This is a genomic window from Daejeonella sp., from assembly GCF_030684675.1.
Taxonomy (GTDB): domain Bacteria; phylum Bacteroidota; class Bacteroidia; order Sphingobacteriales; family Sphingobacteriaceae; genus Daejeonella.
On the sequence record NZ_JAUXXZ010000050.1, the window covers coordinates 17,019 to 37,445 of the forward strand.

Consider the following 20,427-nt stretch of genomic DNA (forward strand, 5'->3'; position numbering starts at 1 on the left):
GCAGGAATGACATAGGTTGGTGGGGAATAGGAGAATACAGCCTCCGCTGGAATCGAAATGCGGAACCGTATGATAAATGATTCCAATGTGTTCGTCGACGTATTTATGAAGACATTGGTACGGTCGCTCCATAGACTCCAGATTTAGCTGGGGTTGATGAGTTTGTTCGTTTATGGGCCAGTCCGAAAACCGAATCATTTCCCAGAGCTAAAGCAGGGGCTATTCTGCGATTCGGCTATCCCAGCGCTCAGTATTTTTTATTCAATCATCAACAAATAGACAAATTAACTCATTGACAAATTATCCCCCATTTGCTATTTTATCCATTCATTACAAGGTATAACATCCACAACAAGTCCTTTCCTTTCTAAACGGTCATTTTGATTCAAAGTAACAATTGTCCCTCGTTTTAGTTTAAAAAACTCCATCGCCTCAATCATTCCATTCAGCTCACGATCAAGATTGTCCTGATCTAAATGATAGCATACCTGTACGGCCTGAGTTATTGCTCCTTTATTGAATACAATAAAATCACATTCTCCTTTCTCTGAGAAATAATAGATTTCTTTATAATTCCGTCTTAAATGTAAATAAATCAGATTTTCAAATTTGCGTCCTTTATCATCAGTAAAAGAACCTGAATTTACACTTATCATACCCGTATCAATGGCATATATTTTTCGGGGATTAACCAATTGTTTTCTGATGGAATAGCTGAACTTAGGTACAAACTGTATTAAATAAGCATATTCTAAATGGGATAAATATTCCATTATTGTACTGGTAGAGGCTATGTCAAACATACTTTTCAACCGGTTACCGGTAATCAGCTTTGCTACATTAGATACCAGATACAGTCCCAGTCTTTGAAGATTCTTTACATCTCTTATTCCATACCTTAGGGCAATGTCTCTTATGAGGATATCCTCAAATAAATGCTGAAGGATCTCATCCTTCTCGTGCTTCACATATTCGGGAAAGCCTCCGGTATCCAGATACTTTAATATAGAATCTTCATCCGATTTTAGTTTTTTAAATAAATTGAATTCCTGGTAGGAAAAGGGAAATAACTCTTTAGTAATATGCCTTCCGGTTAATTTAGTTCCTAACTCCCGACTCAATAAAGAAGCATTCGACCCTGTCACAACTAATTTATACCCCTCATCCAACTTCTGACGTACATACTTTTCCCATTCGGGTATAATCTGGATTTCATCAAAAAGCAATACTTTAGTTCCTGAATCTTTTATCACCTCATCCAGGCGCGAAAAATCATTAGGCTCAAACTCATATAATCTCGGATCTTCAAAGTTCAGATATAAAGCATCCTGGTATTTATCTTTCAATAACTGGAAAAGCAAGGTACTTTTTCCGCATCTGCGTATTCCTGAAACAATCAAGACATGTGAAGACAGATCGGGAAGTGATTTTAATGCCTCCCGTTGCAAGCCTGTCTCCTGAATGGAAAAGTTTGCTTTTTGAGCCTCTATAATCCGGTATATAGTTGATTTAAGCAACATTGCAAAATTGTTTGATACCAATATACACTTTTATACTTTAATATCGAACAAAATTGTTTGATATTAAAAAACAAGTATGCATTGCCATCAGTTAATTGTTGTCTGTGCCGAATAGGCGGTTAGTGATGATTTGGTTAGAAAAAGCCTGCTGAATCTCCTGCGTGTTCATTTCATAGACAAATTAACTCATTGACAAATTATCACTCATTCGCGAAGACGAAATCTCCCTTCCGCTCCCCCATGTGATTTCGTAAGTCTTCCCATTCTCCACTCTCAACTCTCCCCTCTCAATTACCTAAAACCTATACATCACCCCCACTTTAACCTGATAATTAATCCTGTCCCAGCCTATATGAAAATAATCAGGTGGGCGGTTATAGAGCACATACTGATAATTAAGTGAACGGATCATAGCACCCTTAGCACTAAATACAAGGTTTTTATAATCCCAGTCGGCAGAAACCGCAGCGCTCATGTCCACATAATGTTTATTGAAAACAGGTGGATCAATGTACATCTGATAATAGAAATCGTTATTATGAAGATATCGTTCAAACTGAAGCCCTATTCTTTTTAATCCCTTAAACCAACTGATATCCAGCGATTGAAGATTACTACCCGGACCTATTCCCGCTCCTAATACCTGCCCCATATGAGTATAGCCCTGCCTGACAATAGAACTTGTATACCAGCCACCCTTTTCAGGAACAGAAGTTTGCTGTAACTCGGTAAATTCTAATGAAAACTGAACATATTCACCCGGACGCTTATTCAAAGGCAGAATTTTTCTCAATCCAAGCAAATAGGCTGCTGACTTGTCGGGTTCTCTTAAAAACGCGGTTATACTATGTTTACCCTGATGTCCGTATTCCCCGTAGATCTCTGCTTTCGCTTCCTGCATAACCCAACGAAAGAACAAGCTGGAATACCTGTCTCTGATTGATGCGGCCTCCTTACTTTCAAAGGGCAGTAACAAAGGAAGAAAATCTGAAGGCCTGTTCCCCGCATCCTGCTGATACATCTGGGATACCTGGCTTGCACCGATAAAGAGTCCCGGAGCCCCTTTCGGATTATACGTTAAAACAAATCCCGAAAGAAAACGCCAATCATTCCTTTTGGGCACATAAAGCGATTTGCCTTCATAGACTCGATTCTCCTGAGGTGGCAGAATACCGGAATTATCCAGTCGTCCGGCAATTAGCTGGGCTTCAAAAGAACCAATTGGTGTTTGAACAGGCCGGCTGGTATTCAGGGTGATATGTTTAAAACCAGGTGCATTATTACTCATCAGCAGGGAACTCCTTCTGCCCGGCCCCCACCAAAGATTCTCATTCGAAATACCAATAGAAATCGGATCGAAAGTTAAACGGACACTACTTTGTCCCCATAATAATTTTGAATAGGGATCTTCTCCATAACGCTCTGTGATATCAGAGACATTAAAATAATTATTATAATATTTGGCCCAAACCACATCATATTGTTCCGATGGAAAGCCCTCAAACTCTGCATTCTCAGCATAAACATATTCCGGCTTTAATTGAATACTCAAAGGCCCATATTTGAAGAAAGCTCCAAAACTCAAAGAGGTCTGATTCCCTTTTGCCGGAATCATGGTTCCGTCATTCCAATCATATGGCAAAATCGAATTGTACTGATGTTGCAAACTTATTGGTAGTAGCTGAATAATACCCTTATTACCAGGCACGTTTAATCGGTTATTAAACTTAAAAAGTCGCTTATCAGCAGAAATTGTATCAATCCCTGAATTCAATTGATCCCCGGCATAGATTGGTCTGATTGTAAAAGAAATGAGTGAATCCTTATTACCCAACAATTGCTCTCTGCGATAGGAATCCTCGAGAACAGGCATACCTACAGGCAGTGTCTGTGCAAAGCTTATTCCTGAAATAACAAGTAATTGCATGAGGATAAATAATATGGATTTTTTACGCTTCATATCATCTGAATTCAATTACCTTAACCATCATATTATCGACCGACCAGCTTTCATTACAATTTTTATTGGCTGCATCCGGATCCTCCAATTGTGCAAAGCATCCTATATCCAGAGTGCTTTGGGTATGTTCAATAGTACGTAGTATCCGGTACTTCGAAGTGCCCCCCTTAGAATCCTTTAATTTACAGGCTCCGGGCAGATCAGTTTTAATCGCATTACTATTGGGCTTATTATTAAAGAAAACAAATCCACCATTAACCTGCGATGGTTGCAATACCGGAAAAGCCTGAGAGCAGTTCGTACACAAACCATTCGCAAAGGTTGAATAAATTGCACTCCAGCCATCAATATTCATGATCCAGATATCCGGACCCTCAGGCTTTACCGCATTTCCATCCCATGTATCATGTATATAAAGGTCAAAGCTGATTTGAACCATATTATGTTTTGGTAAGCTATCTAATTTTAAGAGAAACCCATTTTGAGAATATCTGCCTATAACCTTTGAACCATTGTAATCTTCAATTTTACCATCAATGATCCCCGACAAATTACTGCCTTCAAAATCATCCCTGTAAATTATGGTCTCTTTTTGCAAGCCTTTGCAGGATGCAATAGAGATTATGATGAGGAAACTTACAAGTATATGTTGAAATCTATTGTGCATTAGAAGAGTATTGAGTATTGAGATTAAATTCTGCTTCATTTAAAAACATCTGTCATTAGTACTGTCATCCAGGAGGAACCTATTAACTATTTACAATTATTTGCTATTAATCAATATTTTATGTCATCCCGACGCAGGAGGGACCTAAAAATTATTACCATTGAGCACAATCCCCAGGCGCCTCGCTTGTCCCCCTCAGGAGGGGGTAGGGGGAGGATTTGCATTCGAAACCTCCCCCAATTGCTCTTGCCTTACGCGCCCCCCTCCAAAGGGGGACATGAATTCTGCTTCAATTAATACCTTCTATCCATTCAACAATCTCATTCGCTCTTAGTATGACGGAACCACCCGATAGCTATCGGGTTGCTAATTAGCTCATTCTCTAATTTGCTAATTTCCTGCCCCTCATTTAACCCGGAACATGTAACTGACGAAATCCCCTTTCCGCTCCCCCCATGTGATTTCGTAAGTTGAAAAGTTCAGACTTACGAATTTACCTAGCCGATATGTCGGTTAAATTCGTAAGTCACTTTTCTAGTATTCTAGTATGCGACTGACGAAATCGACTTTCCGCTCCCCCATGTGATTTCGTAAGTCTTTATCACAATTTGCTGATTTGCTAATTTTCAAATTCACTAAAACCTATACATCACCCCCACCTCCCCATTCACATGAAAAGCATTTTTATTCGCTGAGCCAAAAGGTCCCGACAGCCATTGATAATTAACCGACTCTATCGCCTGCAATTTTGCATTGAAGATAAATTTTTTATAATCCCAGTTACCTACTGCTGCGGCGCTGAAATCTATCCATGGACCATAGCCAGAAGCACTTGCAAGATCTCCATTGTGTTCATAGCGCTCAAATTGCAGCCCTATTTGCTTCAACCCTTTTACCCAACTAATATTCACAGACTGGAAATTCCCACCGGGGCCAATTCCTGCACCCAGAACCTCCCCTCGATTTGTGTAACCATGTAATACCTGGCTATGCGTATACCATTCACCAGCGTCCCTTAGGATACGATCAATTGATTGCTCCATATGAGTTAATTCTATACCCAAGTGGATGTATTCATCCTTCCTGCCTTTATAAGGAATAAGTTTACTTATTCCCAATGTATAAGCCCTCGAATGTTCAGGGCTCATCAGAAAGTCACGGGTATTGTAGGAATGATCGTTCAGACCATATTCGAAATAGACTTCGGCCCGGGATTTAGTTAAAAGCCAGCGGGCAAACACAGCAGTGAGCTGATCCCTTCTCTTAGCATCTTCCTTCGTATTTATTTTCTGAAATGCCTGAAAGAATGGCAAATAATCTCCAAAACTATCATCCATATCCTCGCTATAGGTCTGAAAACTTCTGGTCAGGCCCAGAAACAGGCCGGGAACCCAGCGGGGTTGATAGCTTAACACTAGTCCTGATAAGTACCTCCAGTCATCAGATAAGCCATCAGTATAGCCTGAACCTTCCAATCGTCCTGCAATAATCTGCGCTTCTATGGATCCGATTGGAGTTCTGACTGGTCGGCTGGTATTGAGGGTGAGATGTTTAAATCCAGGAGCAGTATTACTCATTAGGATCGAATTCTGTTTCCCAGGGCCCCACCAAAGATTTTCATTGGATAGACCGATTGAAACCGGGTCAAAATTCAAACGTACACTGCTTTGCCCCCAGGATAGCCTGGAGTAGGGATCCTTACCAAAACGTACCGGAAGATCCGCGGAACCTAAATGTGATCTGTATTCCCTGAATGTTCCATTTCCTGCAAAGACATATTCAGGTCTGATTTGAACGCTTATCGGACCTGCTTTCGCAAAGAAACCCACACTGACAAGGCTCTGATATCCTTTAGCCGGGATCATCGCTCCGTCATTCCGGCTATAAGAAGGATGCCCATTATATCGTTGCTGCCATGAAAAAGGAAGGATAAGAATTTTGCTTTTGCCAGAAGCTGAGCCATAGATTTGTTTCCCAGAATCCAATAAAGTATCTACTGCTCTGCGGTTCTTCGTTTCAATTAAAAAAGGAAAACTAGGGCGAACTGTAAAAGAAATTGTAGAGTCCAGTTCCCCATTTAACTGCTTTCTAAGGTAATAATCTTCTAAAACAACTGAACCAAGAGGAAGGCTTTGTGCGAAAACAAATTCAAGATTCATTATTAAGAAAAACAGAATAATAAAATACCGTCCTGTGATTTTCCTTTTTAATCGTGAAAGTTCTGAATACGCTCTGATCACAAATTCAATATTTATCTTCAGCTACTAATTAAAGATCAGATATAGATTTGTCAGGTATCTCAACCGGGCTATCAAGCTCTTCGTAAATAGAATTATTACTTTTAAATTCAGGTACAATTTCCTTCATCTTCACTACTACCTGCCTGTCCTTATATTCACAGCTCAATTTGATCAGCTCAGAAATGTGTTTACTGATTGTTTGAAAATGATACTCCCTTACCTGTGCAACCATGATCTTTTCATGATGGGTAGGCATGGTATTCTCCAGATCATTTAATAATTCTTCGTAAAGTTTTTCACCGGGACGAAGGCCCGAAAATTCAATCGCAATATCCTGATGAGGCACAAGGCCTGAAAGTCGAATCATCTTCTTCGCTAATTCGATAATCTTAACCGATTTACCCATATCGAAGATAAAGATCTCACCACCTTCACCCATTGACCCCGCTTCCAATACCAGACGGCATGCTTCAGGTATGGTCATAAAATACCGGGTAATATCCGGGTGTGTCACCGTAATTGGTCCCCCTTTTTGGATCTGTGCCTTAAAACGCGGGATTACAGATCCATTTGATCCGAGAACATTCCCGAAACGGGTAGTAATGAAGAGTGTGTTTACATTTGAACGATCCTCATTCAGATGACTCAGTCCGTTAGTATAAATAGTTGGCTCCTTATACTTGAAGGAATTAAATAAGGATTGTACATAGATCTCAGCGATTCGTTTAGACGCTCCCATTACATTTGTAGGGTTAACCGCCTTATCTGTGGAAATCATTACAAATTTATGAACTCCATATTTTAAAGAAAGATCAGCCAAGGTTTTAGTCCCCATCACATTCGTTCTAACAGCTTCGCCTGGATTATGTTCCATCATTGGAACATGTTTATACGCAGCCGCATGGTAGACATAATGGGGCTTAAAAGTCTGGAACAGTAGCTCCATGCGGAAACGATCCCTCACATCCCCGATGAAACAATGAAAATTGTTCTGTAGATTATTTTCCTGTAACTCGAGATGCAGCTCATGGAGGGGGGTTTCACTCTGATCATTTAGTATGATCATCTGAGGTCCAAACTGAGAAATTTGACGGACGATCTCTGAACCGATAGAACCTGCAGCGCCTGTTACCAATACCCTCTTCCCTCTCAGTTGTTCAGAAATGATCTCATTATGGATTTCTATAGGTTCCCGTTCTAAAAGATCCTCAATTTTAATATTTTGCAATTGCTTGCTCGACAACTGTCCGTTAATCCAGGAACGTACAGGCGGCAAAGTCAATACCTTAATATCATTCTCGAGGCAAAGATCCACAATCCTATTCTTTCTATCTGGAAGGATGTTTTGAGAGGCTATAATCAGATCATCAATCTTATCCTGTTTGATCAAATTCAAAAACTCCCTTGTATGATAGATTTTTATACCGTCTATAGCTTTGCCTGTTTTACGCTCATCATCATCAATAAAGGCTGTTAAAAGCATATTCACCTTATTATCATGATCCAATGTCCGCTTAGCAGCAATTCCCGCTTCCCCTGCCCCATAAATAATAACCCTGCGTTTATCCATCCTGAAATTCTTTACATACATAAAGAAGTATTTCACCATCACCCGGTAAGTAATCAACAGTAAAAACCCGGTCAAGCCATTAATCACCAGGATCACATTGGAGATATAAGGTGCATTATGAAAGCTGACCAAGACTAAATTAACAAGAACAAATAAGCCATTGCTGATCAGGACAGAAAATAATATACGGAACGAGTCTTGTGCGCTAGTATAGCGAATAATACCTGCATAGGTCTTGATAATCAGGAAAACAAAACTATTTAATATGCTGAATACCAGTATATTACGACTAAGTTCATTGGCATTAATTTCCTCTATATTGAAATTATATTTCAGGAAATAGGCAAAGCAAAGTGAAAATGCGCAAACAAAGAGATCCAAAGAAAAAATGATCCAGCGCGGTACTATATTGATATGGTTAAACAAGGTTGTCGTCTTAGTTTATTAACAAATATAGTATAATTACTAATTCAAAGTATTTCTTTAGAAAATTGAGCCCTTATAGCTATCATGTGGAGTTGAGGTTCCTCCTGCGTGATGACACAGAGAAGATAATTTGAATTGAGCTACAATTGTTCCTAAAGGACAAATCGTTTCATTGGCAGATCATTTTCCAGTTGATAATTGAGCAAATTGAGTTCTTTGCTATTCATTTGAAATTAAGAAGATGTCATCCCGATCCGCTCTTCGCGGGAGGGAACTTAGGGAGCAGGACATCCCTTAGATATTTCTAAGATATAAGACAAAAAATATCCCAAAAGGTTCCCTGGTTCAGAGCTGGGAGGAAAAGGACGACAGGGGGAGTTTGGAAATTATAATGTTTGATCGATGTTTAGGAGGGCCTCACCCTATCAACAGATCTACTTAGGCTTGGTTTAGAGCCTCCCTCTCCAAAAGAGAGGGGAATAATGGGTCCCTGGTATTAATCAAAGTCTGCATATTGATCAATTGAGGAATTTAATTTCCTGAAAGTGCTGTACAAAAGGAGATCAAAACTGATAGAATGGATGATCCTTTCTGTTCTGATCTTATATTTAACCAGTCTGTGAGCCACAGACCAGGGAATATAATCATACCTAAATCAGCTCCATTGAAGTATATGGTATTACCTGAATATGATTACTTCTTCTCTGAATACTGCTTCCTCCATAAATAACAGTACCCCCTTCTTGTTGGCTTATTTTATTCCAAAACTTAATGCCTTTAAAATAATCATTGGTAACTGTTTGTCCTGATTTAATTTCAACAGGGCAAAGCTCAGAAACTTTGTCTATCAGCAAATCAATTTCGTTTCCTACATTATCCCTCCAAAAAAAAAGATTGCTGACCTGTGCTATATTAAACCTGCGTTTCAGAAAATCAACGATAACCATATTTTCAAACAGCGAACCTTTAAAAGGATGCAAGTCTAATTGTTGCGCATTTTGAATACCTAATAATGCTGTTGCTAATCCTGTATCACAGAAATAGAGTTTAGGCATTTTCACAATTCGCTTATTAAAGTTTTTATGGTAAGGTTGCAATCTAAATACTACGAAGCTGCTTTCTAACACACTAATCCAGGAACCAATGGTTTTTGTATCCACGCCAACTTCTATGGCTAAACTATGCATATTCAAAAGCTGTCCGATCCTGCCGGCGCAAAGCCTTAAAAAGCGCTCAAAGGTTATTAAATTTGCAATATTTTTTATTAAGCGAACATCCCGTTCAATATAAGTTCTAATATAATTTATGTGCCATAATGCTGGATCAATGTTCTCTTTGTACAAAGAAGGATAGCACCCTTTAAATAATCTTTGTTCTATGGTACTTTCCGTGTCGTTTATTTCATTTAAAGTAAGCGGCAATAAATTTAGATAGCCAACCCTGCCTGCCAAACTTTGTGAAATAGTTTCCTGCAATAAGAAGTTGTTGGAACCCGTTATGATAAACATGCCATTGATTTCTGACTCATCCAGAATTTGTTGCAAATAAGAAAAAGTTTCAGGTACTCTTTGCGCTTCATCAAAAATAGCTCCATTAGGATAATTGGCTAAAAAACCTCGTGGGTCATCTGTAGCAAATAAACGGGTGTCTGGGTTTTCAAAATTCACATAAACTTTATCCTTAAATATCATTTTAACCAAAGTAGTCTTACCCGACTGCCTCGGACCAACCACCGCTACCGCCTTAAATTGTTCAGCCAATAGTTTTATTTGTTGTTCAGCTTCTCTTTTAATCATAAAGCAAATTTACAATAATGGAATTAAATTCCAGTATTGTAATATTTATATTTTATATTATCATTATAGAAAGCCTTCGGTTCGGGCAGTGCTCCACTCCCCAAAAGAGAGGGAATTAAAGTAATTACCGTCCAATTAAGTTTTTTACAGTCCGGTCTGAAAGAACAATTATCGAATAAACATCCCTTGTATATTTTAGCCAACCAGATTAACTGGCAATTATTTGAAGATAGTTTCAGGAAGCATTACCGGGAAGATTTTGGCCGTCCGGCTAAACCCATCCGGTTGATGGTGGCATTAATCCTGTTAAAGCATATTCGTAACGTGAGACTTCAGGGCAGAACGGAAAAACAGAAAAATCCATACAGCACAAAAGACCTCAAGAGATATGCGTGGGTACTGGCAAGACTGGGTGGCTGGAAAGGGTATGAAAGCAAACGCACTCCAGGAATAACAACTTTATGGATTTGACTCAAATACTTTAAAGCCGCAAAAGAAGGATGGGATACACACAGAAATGTGTCCACACGATAGGATAGCTATCGGGTCGCTCATTGACAAATTGTTCCTCATTCGCGACTGACGAAATCAAATTACACTCGCCCATGTGATTTAAGTCTTAATTTGCCAATCTTCGTCCCATCAAATGCTCCCTCCCCTCAACAGCAAACCTTAACCCCACAAAAATAATCCCCGAAACCACAATAAAAATCAAAAAAGACGCTGAACTCCAATTAAAAGATAAAATCAACACATTAACCATTAATTGCACCAGCACAAACATTGCGGATACTCCTAAATGCGGCCAGCCTTTCACATTAGCCAGGTACTGATAGAAATGACTGCGATGGGCTTCAAAGATATTCTCCTTCCGGATTAGCCTGAAAACAATAGTGCTAACCGCATCCAAACCATAGAATAATAATAGACCGATATATTTCAAATCTCCACTCTTAATAATAAGAAGCAGAAGGAAAAAGATAATGATAAAAGCCATACTCACACTTCCGACATCCCCAGCAAAGCATTTAGCTTTCCTTCTGAAATTAAAGAAAATGAATACAAGTAAAGATAGAGCGGCGACAATCAGCCATTCACTTAAAGCGAATGAAATATGAAATTCATTAATAAAAAATAAGCTTAGTACGGTAATAAGGCTATAAGCACCTGTTATTCCATTTATACCGTCCATAAAATTATAGGCATTGATAGTACCGATAACCAAAATATAAACTGGTATAATAATCCAGACAGAATGAGACATTAAATCTGCCTGCATAAAGAGTAATGGTACAGCAATCAAATGAACCAGAAGCCGTATCTTATTGGATAAAGGTCGCATATCGTCATAAAAGCTGACAATGCCAATAAGTAAAAGACCAGAAGTAAAAAGGGGATATTGAAAGCCACTGAACAGGGCTTGAAGTAAGATAGCTATTGGAAAAATAATACCACCCCCCCGAATCGTTATCCTGGAATGTGAGCTTCGGTGATTCGGCTTGTCAATTATTTTAAACTGAACCGACAACTTGAAATAAATCAAGAGCAGAAAAGTTAATACAGGCAGATATAAAAGATACAGCATAGCTGCAAAGGTTATTTAATTCGGGGAATTAAACAAGATGTATTCAGGATATTATATAAATTTTAAATAGCTTTTCGAAAGGATTTTATTGTTTTTATGATACCATCTTTAGCAAGAACAGTAAATTCTTTCCCCAAGGCATTTTTGATTTTAGAGTTATCAACTATGTAACTCTCCGTTAGTTTATTTAAGCGTTCTGTAGTTAAAGGAAGTTTAAATATATCACCCAGCTTTGCTAGAGATCTAATCAATATCGGACTAATTTTCCATAGTTTGGGCTTTATGTTTTCTGCAATAGAAATTAGCTTAATTAACTCATTGGTAGAAAGAGGTTCATCATCAGAAACATGATATACTCCAGAAGGAATATCGTCTCGACTAAGTAGTTCACTAATCACAAAACATAGATTCTCAATACTCAAAAATGAACGCTTATTATGAAAAGCCGCAAGCGGATATGGTATTCCTTTTGAAACCAATTTATAAAGTAAATTAAGATTCCCTTTGCTTCCAGGCCCATGAATCATACATGGGCGAAGGATATAAAATGACTTACCGGTGGGTAATGGCTGGCTCTGGATATACTCCTCTGCCAATAACTTAGATTTACCATAATCTGTTTGAGGATTAGGAACATCAGTTTCGGTCAGTGATTTGTCGACAAAATCTGCACTAGCTTTTACAGAACTAATAAATATAAATTTTGATGCTTCTGATTTAATAAACAGGTCAAAAAGCATTTTGGTAAGTTCATAATTAGCAATGTAATACGACAAGGGATCCTCAACATTTTTCAGATCATGTGCTTTACCAGCTAAATGAACAATACTAGATATGTTTTTCTCCTTGAGAAGGTTAGTTGTTAAACTATCAAATCTAAGTCCAGATTGCCTAGAAACATGAATAATATTAAAGTCCTTTCTATCCAAGTAAGAGCTAAGGTTTAATCCCACAAAGCCGGTAGCTCCGGTTAATATAAGATTACGAATCATTACTCAAATATTGCGGTATAAAGTCTTGAGATTCTGAAATATAACTACATCAGAGAATTTATCAATAGCTAGTTGACGACTGTAACTACCCATACCATTTAGTAAATGCGGATTATTAAGTATATTTTTTACTGATAATACAATAGCAGAATCAGAACGAGGTTCAACAAGAAATCCATTTTTACTTTCCTCAACTGTAAGATTGCACCCTGGAGTGTCCGCCACGATTAATGGAAGACTCATTGAAAGTGCTTCCAGAAGGCCTCTGGGTATACCTTCTCGATAATAACTTGGATATATAAAAACATCAGAAGCCGCCAATAACTCTCTCACATCACTTCGTTCGCCCAGAAAACAAACATTCTTATTTCCCTCATTTTCAGCAATGTACTTGAGAGTAACATGTCTGGGATTGTTAAGATCTGGACCGCCAACGATAAATAACTTAACATTTTCAAACTCCTTGCCAATAGTTGTGAATGCGTTGACTAACTCAACTATACCTTTTTCCCATATTAAACGGGAGACACAAATAAAGAGTAAATCAGTTGGGCCTATTTTAAATTTATCTCTTAATTCATCTCGGTTAAAGGTGTCAATATTATAAACCAAGGTGTCAACACCACTGCCCTCCACCAACTTAATCTTGGCTTTCAAAAAATTAAAAAATGTCAAGTCCTTCATGTCAGAGGGATTCTGAACAATTGTGGTTTTGGAAAAACAAATCAAAAAAAAGTATATTAAATCACTAATCAATCGGTAGGTCCTGAATTTTAGGCTCCTGTTCGAATATGCAATCCCAAGACCTGTAACATGTATTATTGTTTTTCTTCCCGAAAATAAATTAGCCACAACATTCATCAGATTGGGGAAAAAACGAAAAGAATGGATTATATCGACTTCAGTTTCATGAAAGATTTTTTTAAATACACGCAGAACTTGCCAGAATTGTTTGAGCCAGTTTGTATTACGCTTAAGATCATACGTATAAACAATCAAATCAACACCCCGTATGTGATCAGCATAACCATCATTTGGAATTAAGATAGAAACTTTAAATCCATCATCAATTAATGACCTTGCATATTTAAGTCGAGATTTGTAAAAATCTAAGCCTGAATTTTCTACTAACAGTACCGATTGCATCACTTCCAAATTAACTTAATTCATAAGATCTAAATAAAATTAGGATTAGCTTGAAGTATCTAAGTATAAGTTTCTAAACCTTTTCATCACATCCACAAACTCATATCTTTGATTAATCCTTTTACGAAGTTTTTCTGAAAAAACAGCCTTTTCCTCATTGGTAAAATTAAGTATTTGTATGGAAGCATCTGCCATTTCTCTGTTTTGGCCAGGATTGTAGATTTTACAAATCCCATCAAGAATTATTGGAATCTCACCGACATTTGTTGTAACAACCGGTAGCCCATAACACATAGCTTCTGCCAAAACATTAGGAAACGCCTCCCCCCTGGATGTTACTAAAAGCAAATCGAGTCCGCACATAACATTCTTCATATCTGAACGCTGACCAAGCAAGAGGTATTTTTCACTACTCAACTTTGTTTCTATCTGACCTACGAGCTCATGATTTGATTTGTCGCATCCAGAGCCTATAAAAACGAAAAGACAATTTTCGTAAACCGCACTAATATAGCTAGATACATCGATGAAGTTATCAAAACCTTTCTGAACGTCATAACGGCCAATAATACCTACAAGCTTTATTCTAGGTGTGCAATTTATTTCAGAGCGCAGCGCTACCCTCGCAGAATCTGAAAACATCAACTCTTTTGTATTGTAACCATTGGGAATAACTTTTATCTTCAATTTATTATAAAAGGCAAACTTCACATGGTTCATCATAGCTACATTTGAACATGAAATTATTTTATGAGGAATATGACTTGACAACAAACCACATAATCTAATAAATAGGAAAGTATGAAGTTTATTCTGAGAGATACTTATATTTGACTGTCTTATACTCCAAAATATTCTGGAAACTTTCTCAAAAGAGGCTGCAGTACCACCAATAAGATCTGAAATATAAAGCCAAGTATGAACAACCTCAGGTTCTATTTCTTGTATCTTTGCTCTAAGTAACCTAAACTGCTTTAAGAAACCGAACGGATTCCATGTAAAGTTCAAACAATGAACTTTACATCCACTTTCCTTAAATTTATCTAACATTTCGCCTCCGGGAAATAGAAATATTATATGACAATCGAACTCCTGGGACATATACTTGCCAAGATTTAGAAGAAAAATTTCGGCTCCCCCTACGGATGGCTTATTGATTATGAAACAAACAGGATTTCCCAAACGATTACTTTAATTATTTGTAATAAGACAGATACCATTCAACAAATTTTGCTAGTCCTTCTTCAATACTAACTTGGGGTAAAAAACCAAGATCATCCTCAATTGCTGAAACATCAGCAAAAGTTGAAACGACGTCTCCAGGTTGTATTGGCAACATATTAATCTTGGCTTTTATCCCAATTTTATTCTCAAGAATTTTGATAAAGTCAACCAACTTAATTGGATTACTATTCCCAATATTATATATTTTATATGGGGCAGATGAACTCGAAGGTTCTGGATCCAACCCGTTCCAAAGAACATTTGAAGAAGCAGGATGATTTATTACCTTGGCCACACCCTCAACTATATCGTCTACATATGTAAAATCACGCATCATTTCTCCATAGTTGAACACATCAATCGGTTTACCCGCAATTATAGCCTTCGTAAAAAGATATGTAGCCATATCAGGACGACCCCAAGGTCCGTAAACCGTGAAAAATCTCAAACCAGTGGCTTTCAAGCCAAAAAGATGGCTATAAACGTGCGCCATTAGTTCATTTGACTTTTTACTGGCAGCATATAATGATATTGGATGATTTACTTGATCTGACGCAGAAAAAGGTATTCGTTGATTTAATCCATAAACACTTGAACTACTTGCGAAAACTAAATTGCGTACATTATATATCCTGCAAGCCTCCAAGATATTTCCGAAGCCCACAATATTACTATCTATATATGCTTCAGGATTTGTTAAACTATATCTAACCCCAGCTTGTGCCGCGAGATTTACAACGCAATCAAATTTATTATCTTTGATCAGATTAAAAAGAAGTTCTTTGTCTACAATATCCCCACAAAGAAATGTTAACAACCCATGTTTATTACTTTTAATGGGCTTTTCAACATCTTGCTTAAACCATTGAATACCGAGCTCTGACAGCCTATCTATTTTGAGGCTTACATCATAGTATTCGTTAAGATTATCAAAACCATAAACCTCGTTCCCAAGTTGAATCAGCTTTTTTGTAAGATGAAAACCTATAAAACCTGCAGCACCAGTTATCAATATTTTCATTAAATGCTTATTTATTGTTTTGATTGCAATAATTGTTATTATGTTAAGTATGAGCAATAGAATTGCATGATCGTACTTAAGCTCTTATAGCTAGAATGAGCACAGTTATATCTCAAAAATCTTTGTAGCTGAACTGTCAAACTCATTACTATGAGTAATTATGATAACAGTATAACCCAATTCATGATTTAACTCATGTAATAGTTTATGGATTAAAGAAGCATTTTTGGAATCCAATGCACTTGTCGGTTCATCTAGAAATAAAATTTCCGGCTCTCTGTAAAGAGCTCTAGCAATTCCAATCCTTTGAGCCTGTCCACCTGAAATTGAACCACCCTCTTGCGAAAGTGTATTTGAACCGACTTGTTCTTTAATTTCGATCAATTGAGCATTTTTTATTACTAATTCTAGTAGTTCCTGATCCACTTCTGAAGGTAAAACACCCAGACAAATATTTTCTTCAAGTGAACCCTCTATAATAACTGCTTTCTGGGGCACATAACCCAATTTTGAATGCCAAAATCGTTGATCCATTTCTCTAAGATCTTTCCCGTCGACAAGAACACGACCACTATCGGGATTGATTAGGCCCATGATTATTTTAACAATAGTCGATTTGCCCTTTCCACTCTTCCCTTTCAGTAAGACAAAATCTCCCCTTTTTACAGACAAATTATAATTTGAAAATAATTTATGTGAGCCTTTGTAACCGAAACTCACATTCTCTAATTTAACCTCCTCTTTAAACAAAGTGTTTGTTATTTTTCTTACTTTGTTAGTTATAGGCTGGCTAACTGATGAAACTTGAAAGACATCATAAAGGACATTGATTTGTTCCACACTAAATTTCAACTGGGTCAAGGCACTTGATATTCTGGTAAATGATGGTGCAATTCGAAAGATTGATGTCACAACAATGCCTATTGTTGGAATAAAATTGTCGTTACTTTTTGAATTGATTATTAATATTAAAATCACCACCACAGCGGCGATCTCAATAATCCCCTTAGGAATATTTGCAATCAAATTATTCTTCACCTGTGCATTTGTGAAAATTTCAGACTGATCTCTTACTCTATTTAAGAAATAACCTCTGATATTATAAAGTTTGATCTCCACATATAGGCTATAAATATTTTGCACTTCGGTTATAGTCCGGGAGATAGATTCGAATCGAATCTTGCCAAGGTAAATTATTTGCTTCTTGAAAATATAAAATGGTAATAAGCCGAATAGGAATACAGAAATAATCAGAATGGTAGATGATACAGGCAGAGTAACAAATATTAACCCAAGAAGTACAAAAACGACTACTGTCTCAGACACAATTGTTAAAATGGAAAGAAGAGACCCGTATGAAATCTGGCCAACCTGCTCGGCAGTATTTCGTATGAGCTCGGCGCTTTTAACGTTGGTAAAATCCAAAAAGTTAAGGTTGGTATATTTAAACAATAATTCATTTCTTAACCAGACATCATTTTTAAATATTGCCACATACTGAAAATAGTTAAGAATGGTGATCAAAATGTGCTTAGCTACCATAAATAAAACTACCAAAGTAGCAATATCCCTTAAAGAAGTTATGTGAAAATTTTTGAGTAGTGTGAAAATCAAATCAATTCCAGTTGTCTTCGACTGTCTAGCTCCGCCCCCCGAGATAAGATCATTTGCTAAAAGCGGCATCAAAAGTGCCACTGAGAGCATTTCAAGTAATCCTATAAATAGGATACTCCCCAAAACGAACGGTAAAAGTCGCTTTGTATGAGGCGAAAGAAGTGTAAACAACTTTCGAATTGGTTGGATCATCTAATTTTTGCTTAATAAAAGAATACTACTCTCAGAGAATTTGGGAAATCAGATAGATATTTTTGTAAAGGCAGTTAGTTCCAATATTTAAAACTAACTGCCTTTACAGGATACAACCAGATTTTCTATAGCAAACTAATTGCTGTCGAGATTGATGCTGTAATCTTTTCCAGATCTTTCTCAGACCAATTAACCATTACCGGCAAGGATACTGAACGTGAAAGAAGAGAGTCAGAAACGGACCATTGGTTTTCATAGTTTTTATAATAACTGGTGTTATTCCATACCTGACTAAAATATTTAGCAAAATGCCACCTCATTGCGTCTGGAACATTTTTCGTACCTAAACCTTGGGCAGCCAAATTACCAATCAGCTTTTCAGCCAATTTCGGTGACTCAAGATTGAAAATAATTGTATCTGCCAGCTCATTTTCATCGGTAATTCTTCGGAATTTAATTTTATCTGTAAAATTGCTTAGCTCGTTTTTTATTATCTTCTTATGATTTCTATTGCTTTCAACAATGTGGGTAAGTCGTTCGACTTGAATTAAGCCGACAGCAGCCTGTAATTCACTCATACGATAATTGAATCCATAAAAAGACGCTGTGTCTTTCCCTCTCGGCAGAGTCATATCACAATCATGACCGTGGTCAATGAATTTCATACAGGTAGTTATTAAGTTCTCATTGTTAGATATGATCATTCCACCTTCACCTGTTGTAATTGTTTTTCCAAAGTCCAAGCTAAATATACCTATATCAGACAATAACCCGGTTGAAACCCCTTTGTAAGTTGCCCCCAAGGCTTCACATGCATCCTCAAGTACCGGAATGTTATGTTTTTTAGCAATTGCATTAATAGCATCCATTTCTGCCGGATTACCAAGCATATGAACAGGTACTATCAACTTAGTTTTGTCCGTAATAGCTTCTTCTAAACTTCGTGGAGACATATTATATGTTTCATCAATATCGACCAGTACAGGCTTGGCTCCACATGCAAGAATGGCTTCGACAGTAGCGATAAATGTAAAAGCCTGGGTAATAACCTCGTCACCAGCTTTAATACCCAAACATTTCATTGCAATATATTGAGCTGAAGTACCGGAGGTACATGCTGCGGCCTTTCTGCCACCAAGAGCTTTCGCAAATTTTATTTCAAAATCTCTTACACGGAATATATTGTTTCTGCGGACATCAAAGCCGTGAGCAAATAATACACCGTTACTTTTGTCGAATACTTCCAAAACTGAATTACGTTCCAGTTGGTCAATTAATTCAAAACCTGGCATTTTTTTTCTTTTTAGTGTGAATATTAAAAAATCTTATTTAAAATAGTTTTACCGTCCAATGGAGTAAAGTTAACTGGATTCTGATCAAATGCACCCTGTAAAAGATCAATATATTCTGACAAAGCCGAATTATTTGTTTTTATGTCGTACTTTTTCGCAAAAGCCCAAACGTCTAACCTATCAAACAAATCGAATAAATAGGCAACTAGTTTCTCACACTTTTCCCGATCATTTTCACCTTGGATAGCCAGTTCATCAGCAATTTCAAAATAACCATAATAGCCATTCTTTACATTGAATTCGAGCAAATAAGGCAGTATAAACCCTCCAGCAATCCCATGTGGCACTTTGCAAACTACCCCTAATGGATAGGATAAAGCACCGGCTGGTCCAGAGCCGGCATTATAGAGTGAAATTCCAGCTAGATAAGCTCCAAACTGCATTTTCTCTCGAGCCTGATCGTTTTCAACATCTTTAAGAGCATGTTCAATATTATTTATTAAATATACTATTCCCTGTTTTGCAAATAGCCTGGTGTAATAATTGCTTTTTTTGCAGGCAAAGCTTTCAAAACCATGAACCAAGGCGTCCAGTCCAGAAGAAAGGGCAATTGCATATGGACAGTTTCTGGTCATATTACTATCCAGAATAGCAAGAACTGGAAAGTTGTTATGAGTGTTAATACCCAATTTTCTGCCCAATTTTGAATCTGTAAATACTGCATTAAATGTTACTTCAGAAGCAGTTCCTGCCGTTGTTGGTACAGCAACTATCGGGATTGATGGATTTAAGTCTTTTGGGAAACCCTTGTATGTAGTTGCCGCACCATGATTATCAATTAGTGTAGCTATCCCTTTTGCAAAGTCAATCACACTACCCCCACCAACTGCAACAATCACATCTACCAAAGACCTATTTGTATTCCGATCTTTAAACAGGTATTTAACATTATCTAAAGATTCATAATCGGGTTCAAAAGGAAGATCGTAATAATAGGTGACAGCATGCAATCCTTTCTCGTGTAACTCAGTAATCAACTTTCCAACATCTTCATTTAATCTAAATGCCTGGTCAACAATAAAGCCGTATTTCTTATATCCATTCTCAGATAAAAAATCAGGAATATTCTGCAATCCACCCTTACCAATAATTGTTCTAGTTTTAATTATTACATCAATCATG

General features: G+C 37.3%; 15 protein-coding genes. 1 reads left to right on the forward strand and 14 read right to left on the reverse strand.

Annotation, left to right across the window (positions count from 1 at the left end; translation table 11 throughout):
- Positions 1–314: 314 nt before the first annotated feature.
- The 6 genes from Q8M41_RS10340 to Q8M41_RS10365 form a co-directional block, all read right to left on the reverse strand.
- Entirely contained in the window at positions 315–1,520 is a 1,206-nt protein-coding gene (locus Q8M41_RS10340; RefSeq protein ID WP_305365192.1) for an ATP-binding protein, read from the reverse strand.
- Positions 1,521–1,815: 295 nt separating this feature from the next.
- Positions 1,816–3,480, reverse strand: coding sequence for a capsule assembly Wzi family protein (locus Q8M41_RS10345; RefSeq protein WP_305365193.1), 1,665 nt, complete (start codon positions 3,478–3,480; stop codon positions 1,816–1,818).
- Between the two features lies 1 nt (position 3,481).
- Entirely contained in the window at positions 3,482–4,147 is a 666-nt protein-coding gene (locus Q8M41_RS10350; protein WP_305365194.1) for a hypothetical protein, read from the reverse strand.
- Positions 4,148–4,782: 635 nt separating this feature from the next.
- Positions 4,783–6,306: a capsule assembly Wzi family protein gene (locus Q8M41_RS10355; protein ID WP_305365195.1), complete on the reverse strand. Its 1,524-nt coding sequence runs from the start codon at positions 6,304–6,306 to the stop codon at positions 4,783–4,785.
- A gap of 109 nt (positions 6,307–6,415) precedes the next feature.
- Positions 6,416–8,383, reverse strand: coding sequence for a nucleoside-diphosphate sugar epimerase/dehydratase (locus Q8M41_RS10360; RefSeq protein ID WP_305365196.1), 1,968 nt, complete (start codon positions 8,381–8,383; stop codon positions 6,416–6,418).
- Between the two features lie 650 nt (positions 8,384–9,033).
- Positions 9,034–10,179: an ATP-binding protein gene (locus Q8M41_RS10365; protein ID WP_305365197.1), complete on the reverse strand. Its 1,146-nt coding sequence runs from the start codon at positions 10,177–10,179 to the stop codon at positions 9,034–9,036.
- 186 nt (positions 10,180–10,365) lie between these two features.
- Here Q8M41_RS10365 and Q8M41_RS10370 point away from each other — a divergent pair, with 186 nt between their 5' ends.
- On the forward strand, positions 10,366–10,650 hold the full coding sequence (locus Q8M41_RS10370) for a hypothetical protein (RefSeq protein ID WP_305365198.1): 285 nt from the start codon (positions 10,366–10,368) through the stop codon (positions 10,648–10,650).
- A gap of 148 nt (positions 10,651–10,798) precedes the next feature.
- Here Q8M41_RS10370 and Q8M41_RS10375 read toward each other — a convergent pair whose 3' ends face one another.
- From Q8M41_RS10375 to Q8M41_RS10410, 8 genes are all read right to left on the reverse strand, one after another.
- Entirely contained in the window at positions 10,799–11,764 is a 966-nt protein-coding gene (locus tag Q8M41_RS10375; RefSeq protein ID WP_305365199.1) for a glycosyltransferase family 4 protein, read from the reverse strand.
- 62 nt (positions 11,765–11,826) lie between these two features.
- Positions 11,827–12,756, reverse strand: a complete 930-nt coding sequence (locus Q8M41_RS10380) for an NAD-dependent epimerase/dehydratase family protein (protein ID WP_305365200.1) — start codon at positions 12,754–12,756, stop codon at positions 11,827–11,829.
- A 3-nt stretch (positions 12,757–12,759) separates the two neighbouring features.
- Entirely contained in the window at positions 12,760–13,902 is a 1,143-nt protein-coding gene (locus Q8M41_RS10385; RefSeq protein ID WP_305365201.1) for a glycosyltransferase, read from the reverse strand.
- Positions 13,903–13,947: 45 nt separating this feature from the next.
- Positions 13,948–15,084 (reverse strand): glycosyltransferase, encoded by a 1,137-nt coding sequence (locus Q8M41_RS10390; RefSeq protein WP_305365202.1) that lies wholly within the window; start codon positions 15,082–15,084, stop codon positions 13,948–13,950.
- Between the two features lie 13 nt (positions 15,085–15,097).
- Positions 15,098–16,147: an NAD-dependent epimerase gene (locus tag Q8M41_RS10395; RefSeq protein ID WP_305365203.1), complete on the reverse strand. Its 1,050-nt coding sequence runs from the start codon at positions 16,145–16,147 to the stop codon at positions 15,098–15,100.
- A 105-nt stretch (positions 16,148–16,252) separates the two neighbouring features.
- On the reverse strand, positions 16,253–17,953 hold the full coding sequence (locus tag Q8M41_RS10400; RefSeq protein ID WP_305365204.1) for an ABC transporter ATP-binding protein: 1,701 nt from the start codon (positions 17,951–17,953) through the stop codon (positions 16,253–16,255).
- Positions 17,954–18,078: 125 nt separating this feature from the next.
- The gene (locus Q8M41_RS10405) at positions 18,079–19,245 is read right to left on the reverse strand and encodes a DegT/DnrJ/EryC1/StrS aminotransferase family protein (protein WP_305365205.1); all 1,167 of its coding nucleotides are present in this window, start codon (positions 19,243–19,245) and stop codon (positions 18,079–18,081) included.
- A gap of 23 nt (positions 19,246–19,268) precedes the next feature.
- A complete protein-coding gene (locus Q8M41_RS10410; protein WP_305365206.1) occupies positions 19,269–20,426 on the reverse strand; it encodes an iron-containing alcohol dehydrogenase in 1,158 nt (385 codons plus the stop codon).
- Between the last annotated feature and the right edge of the window lies 1 nt (position 20,427).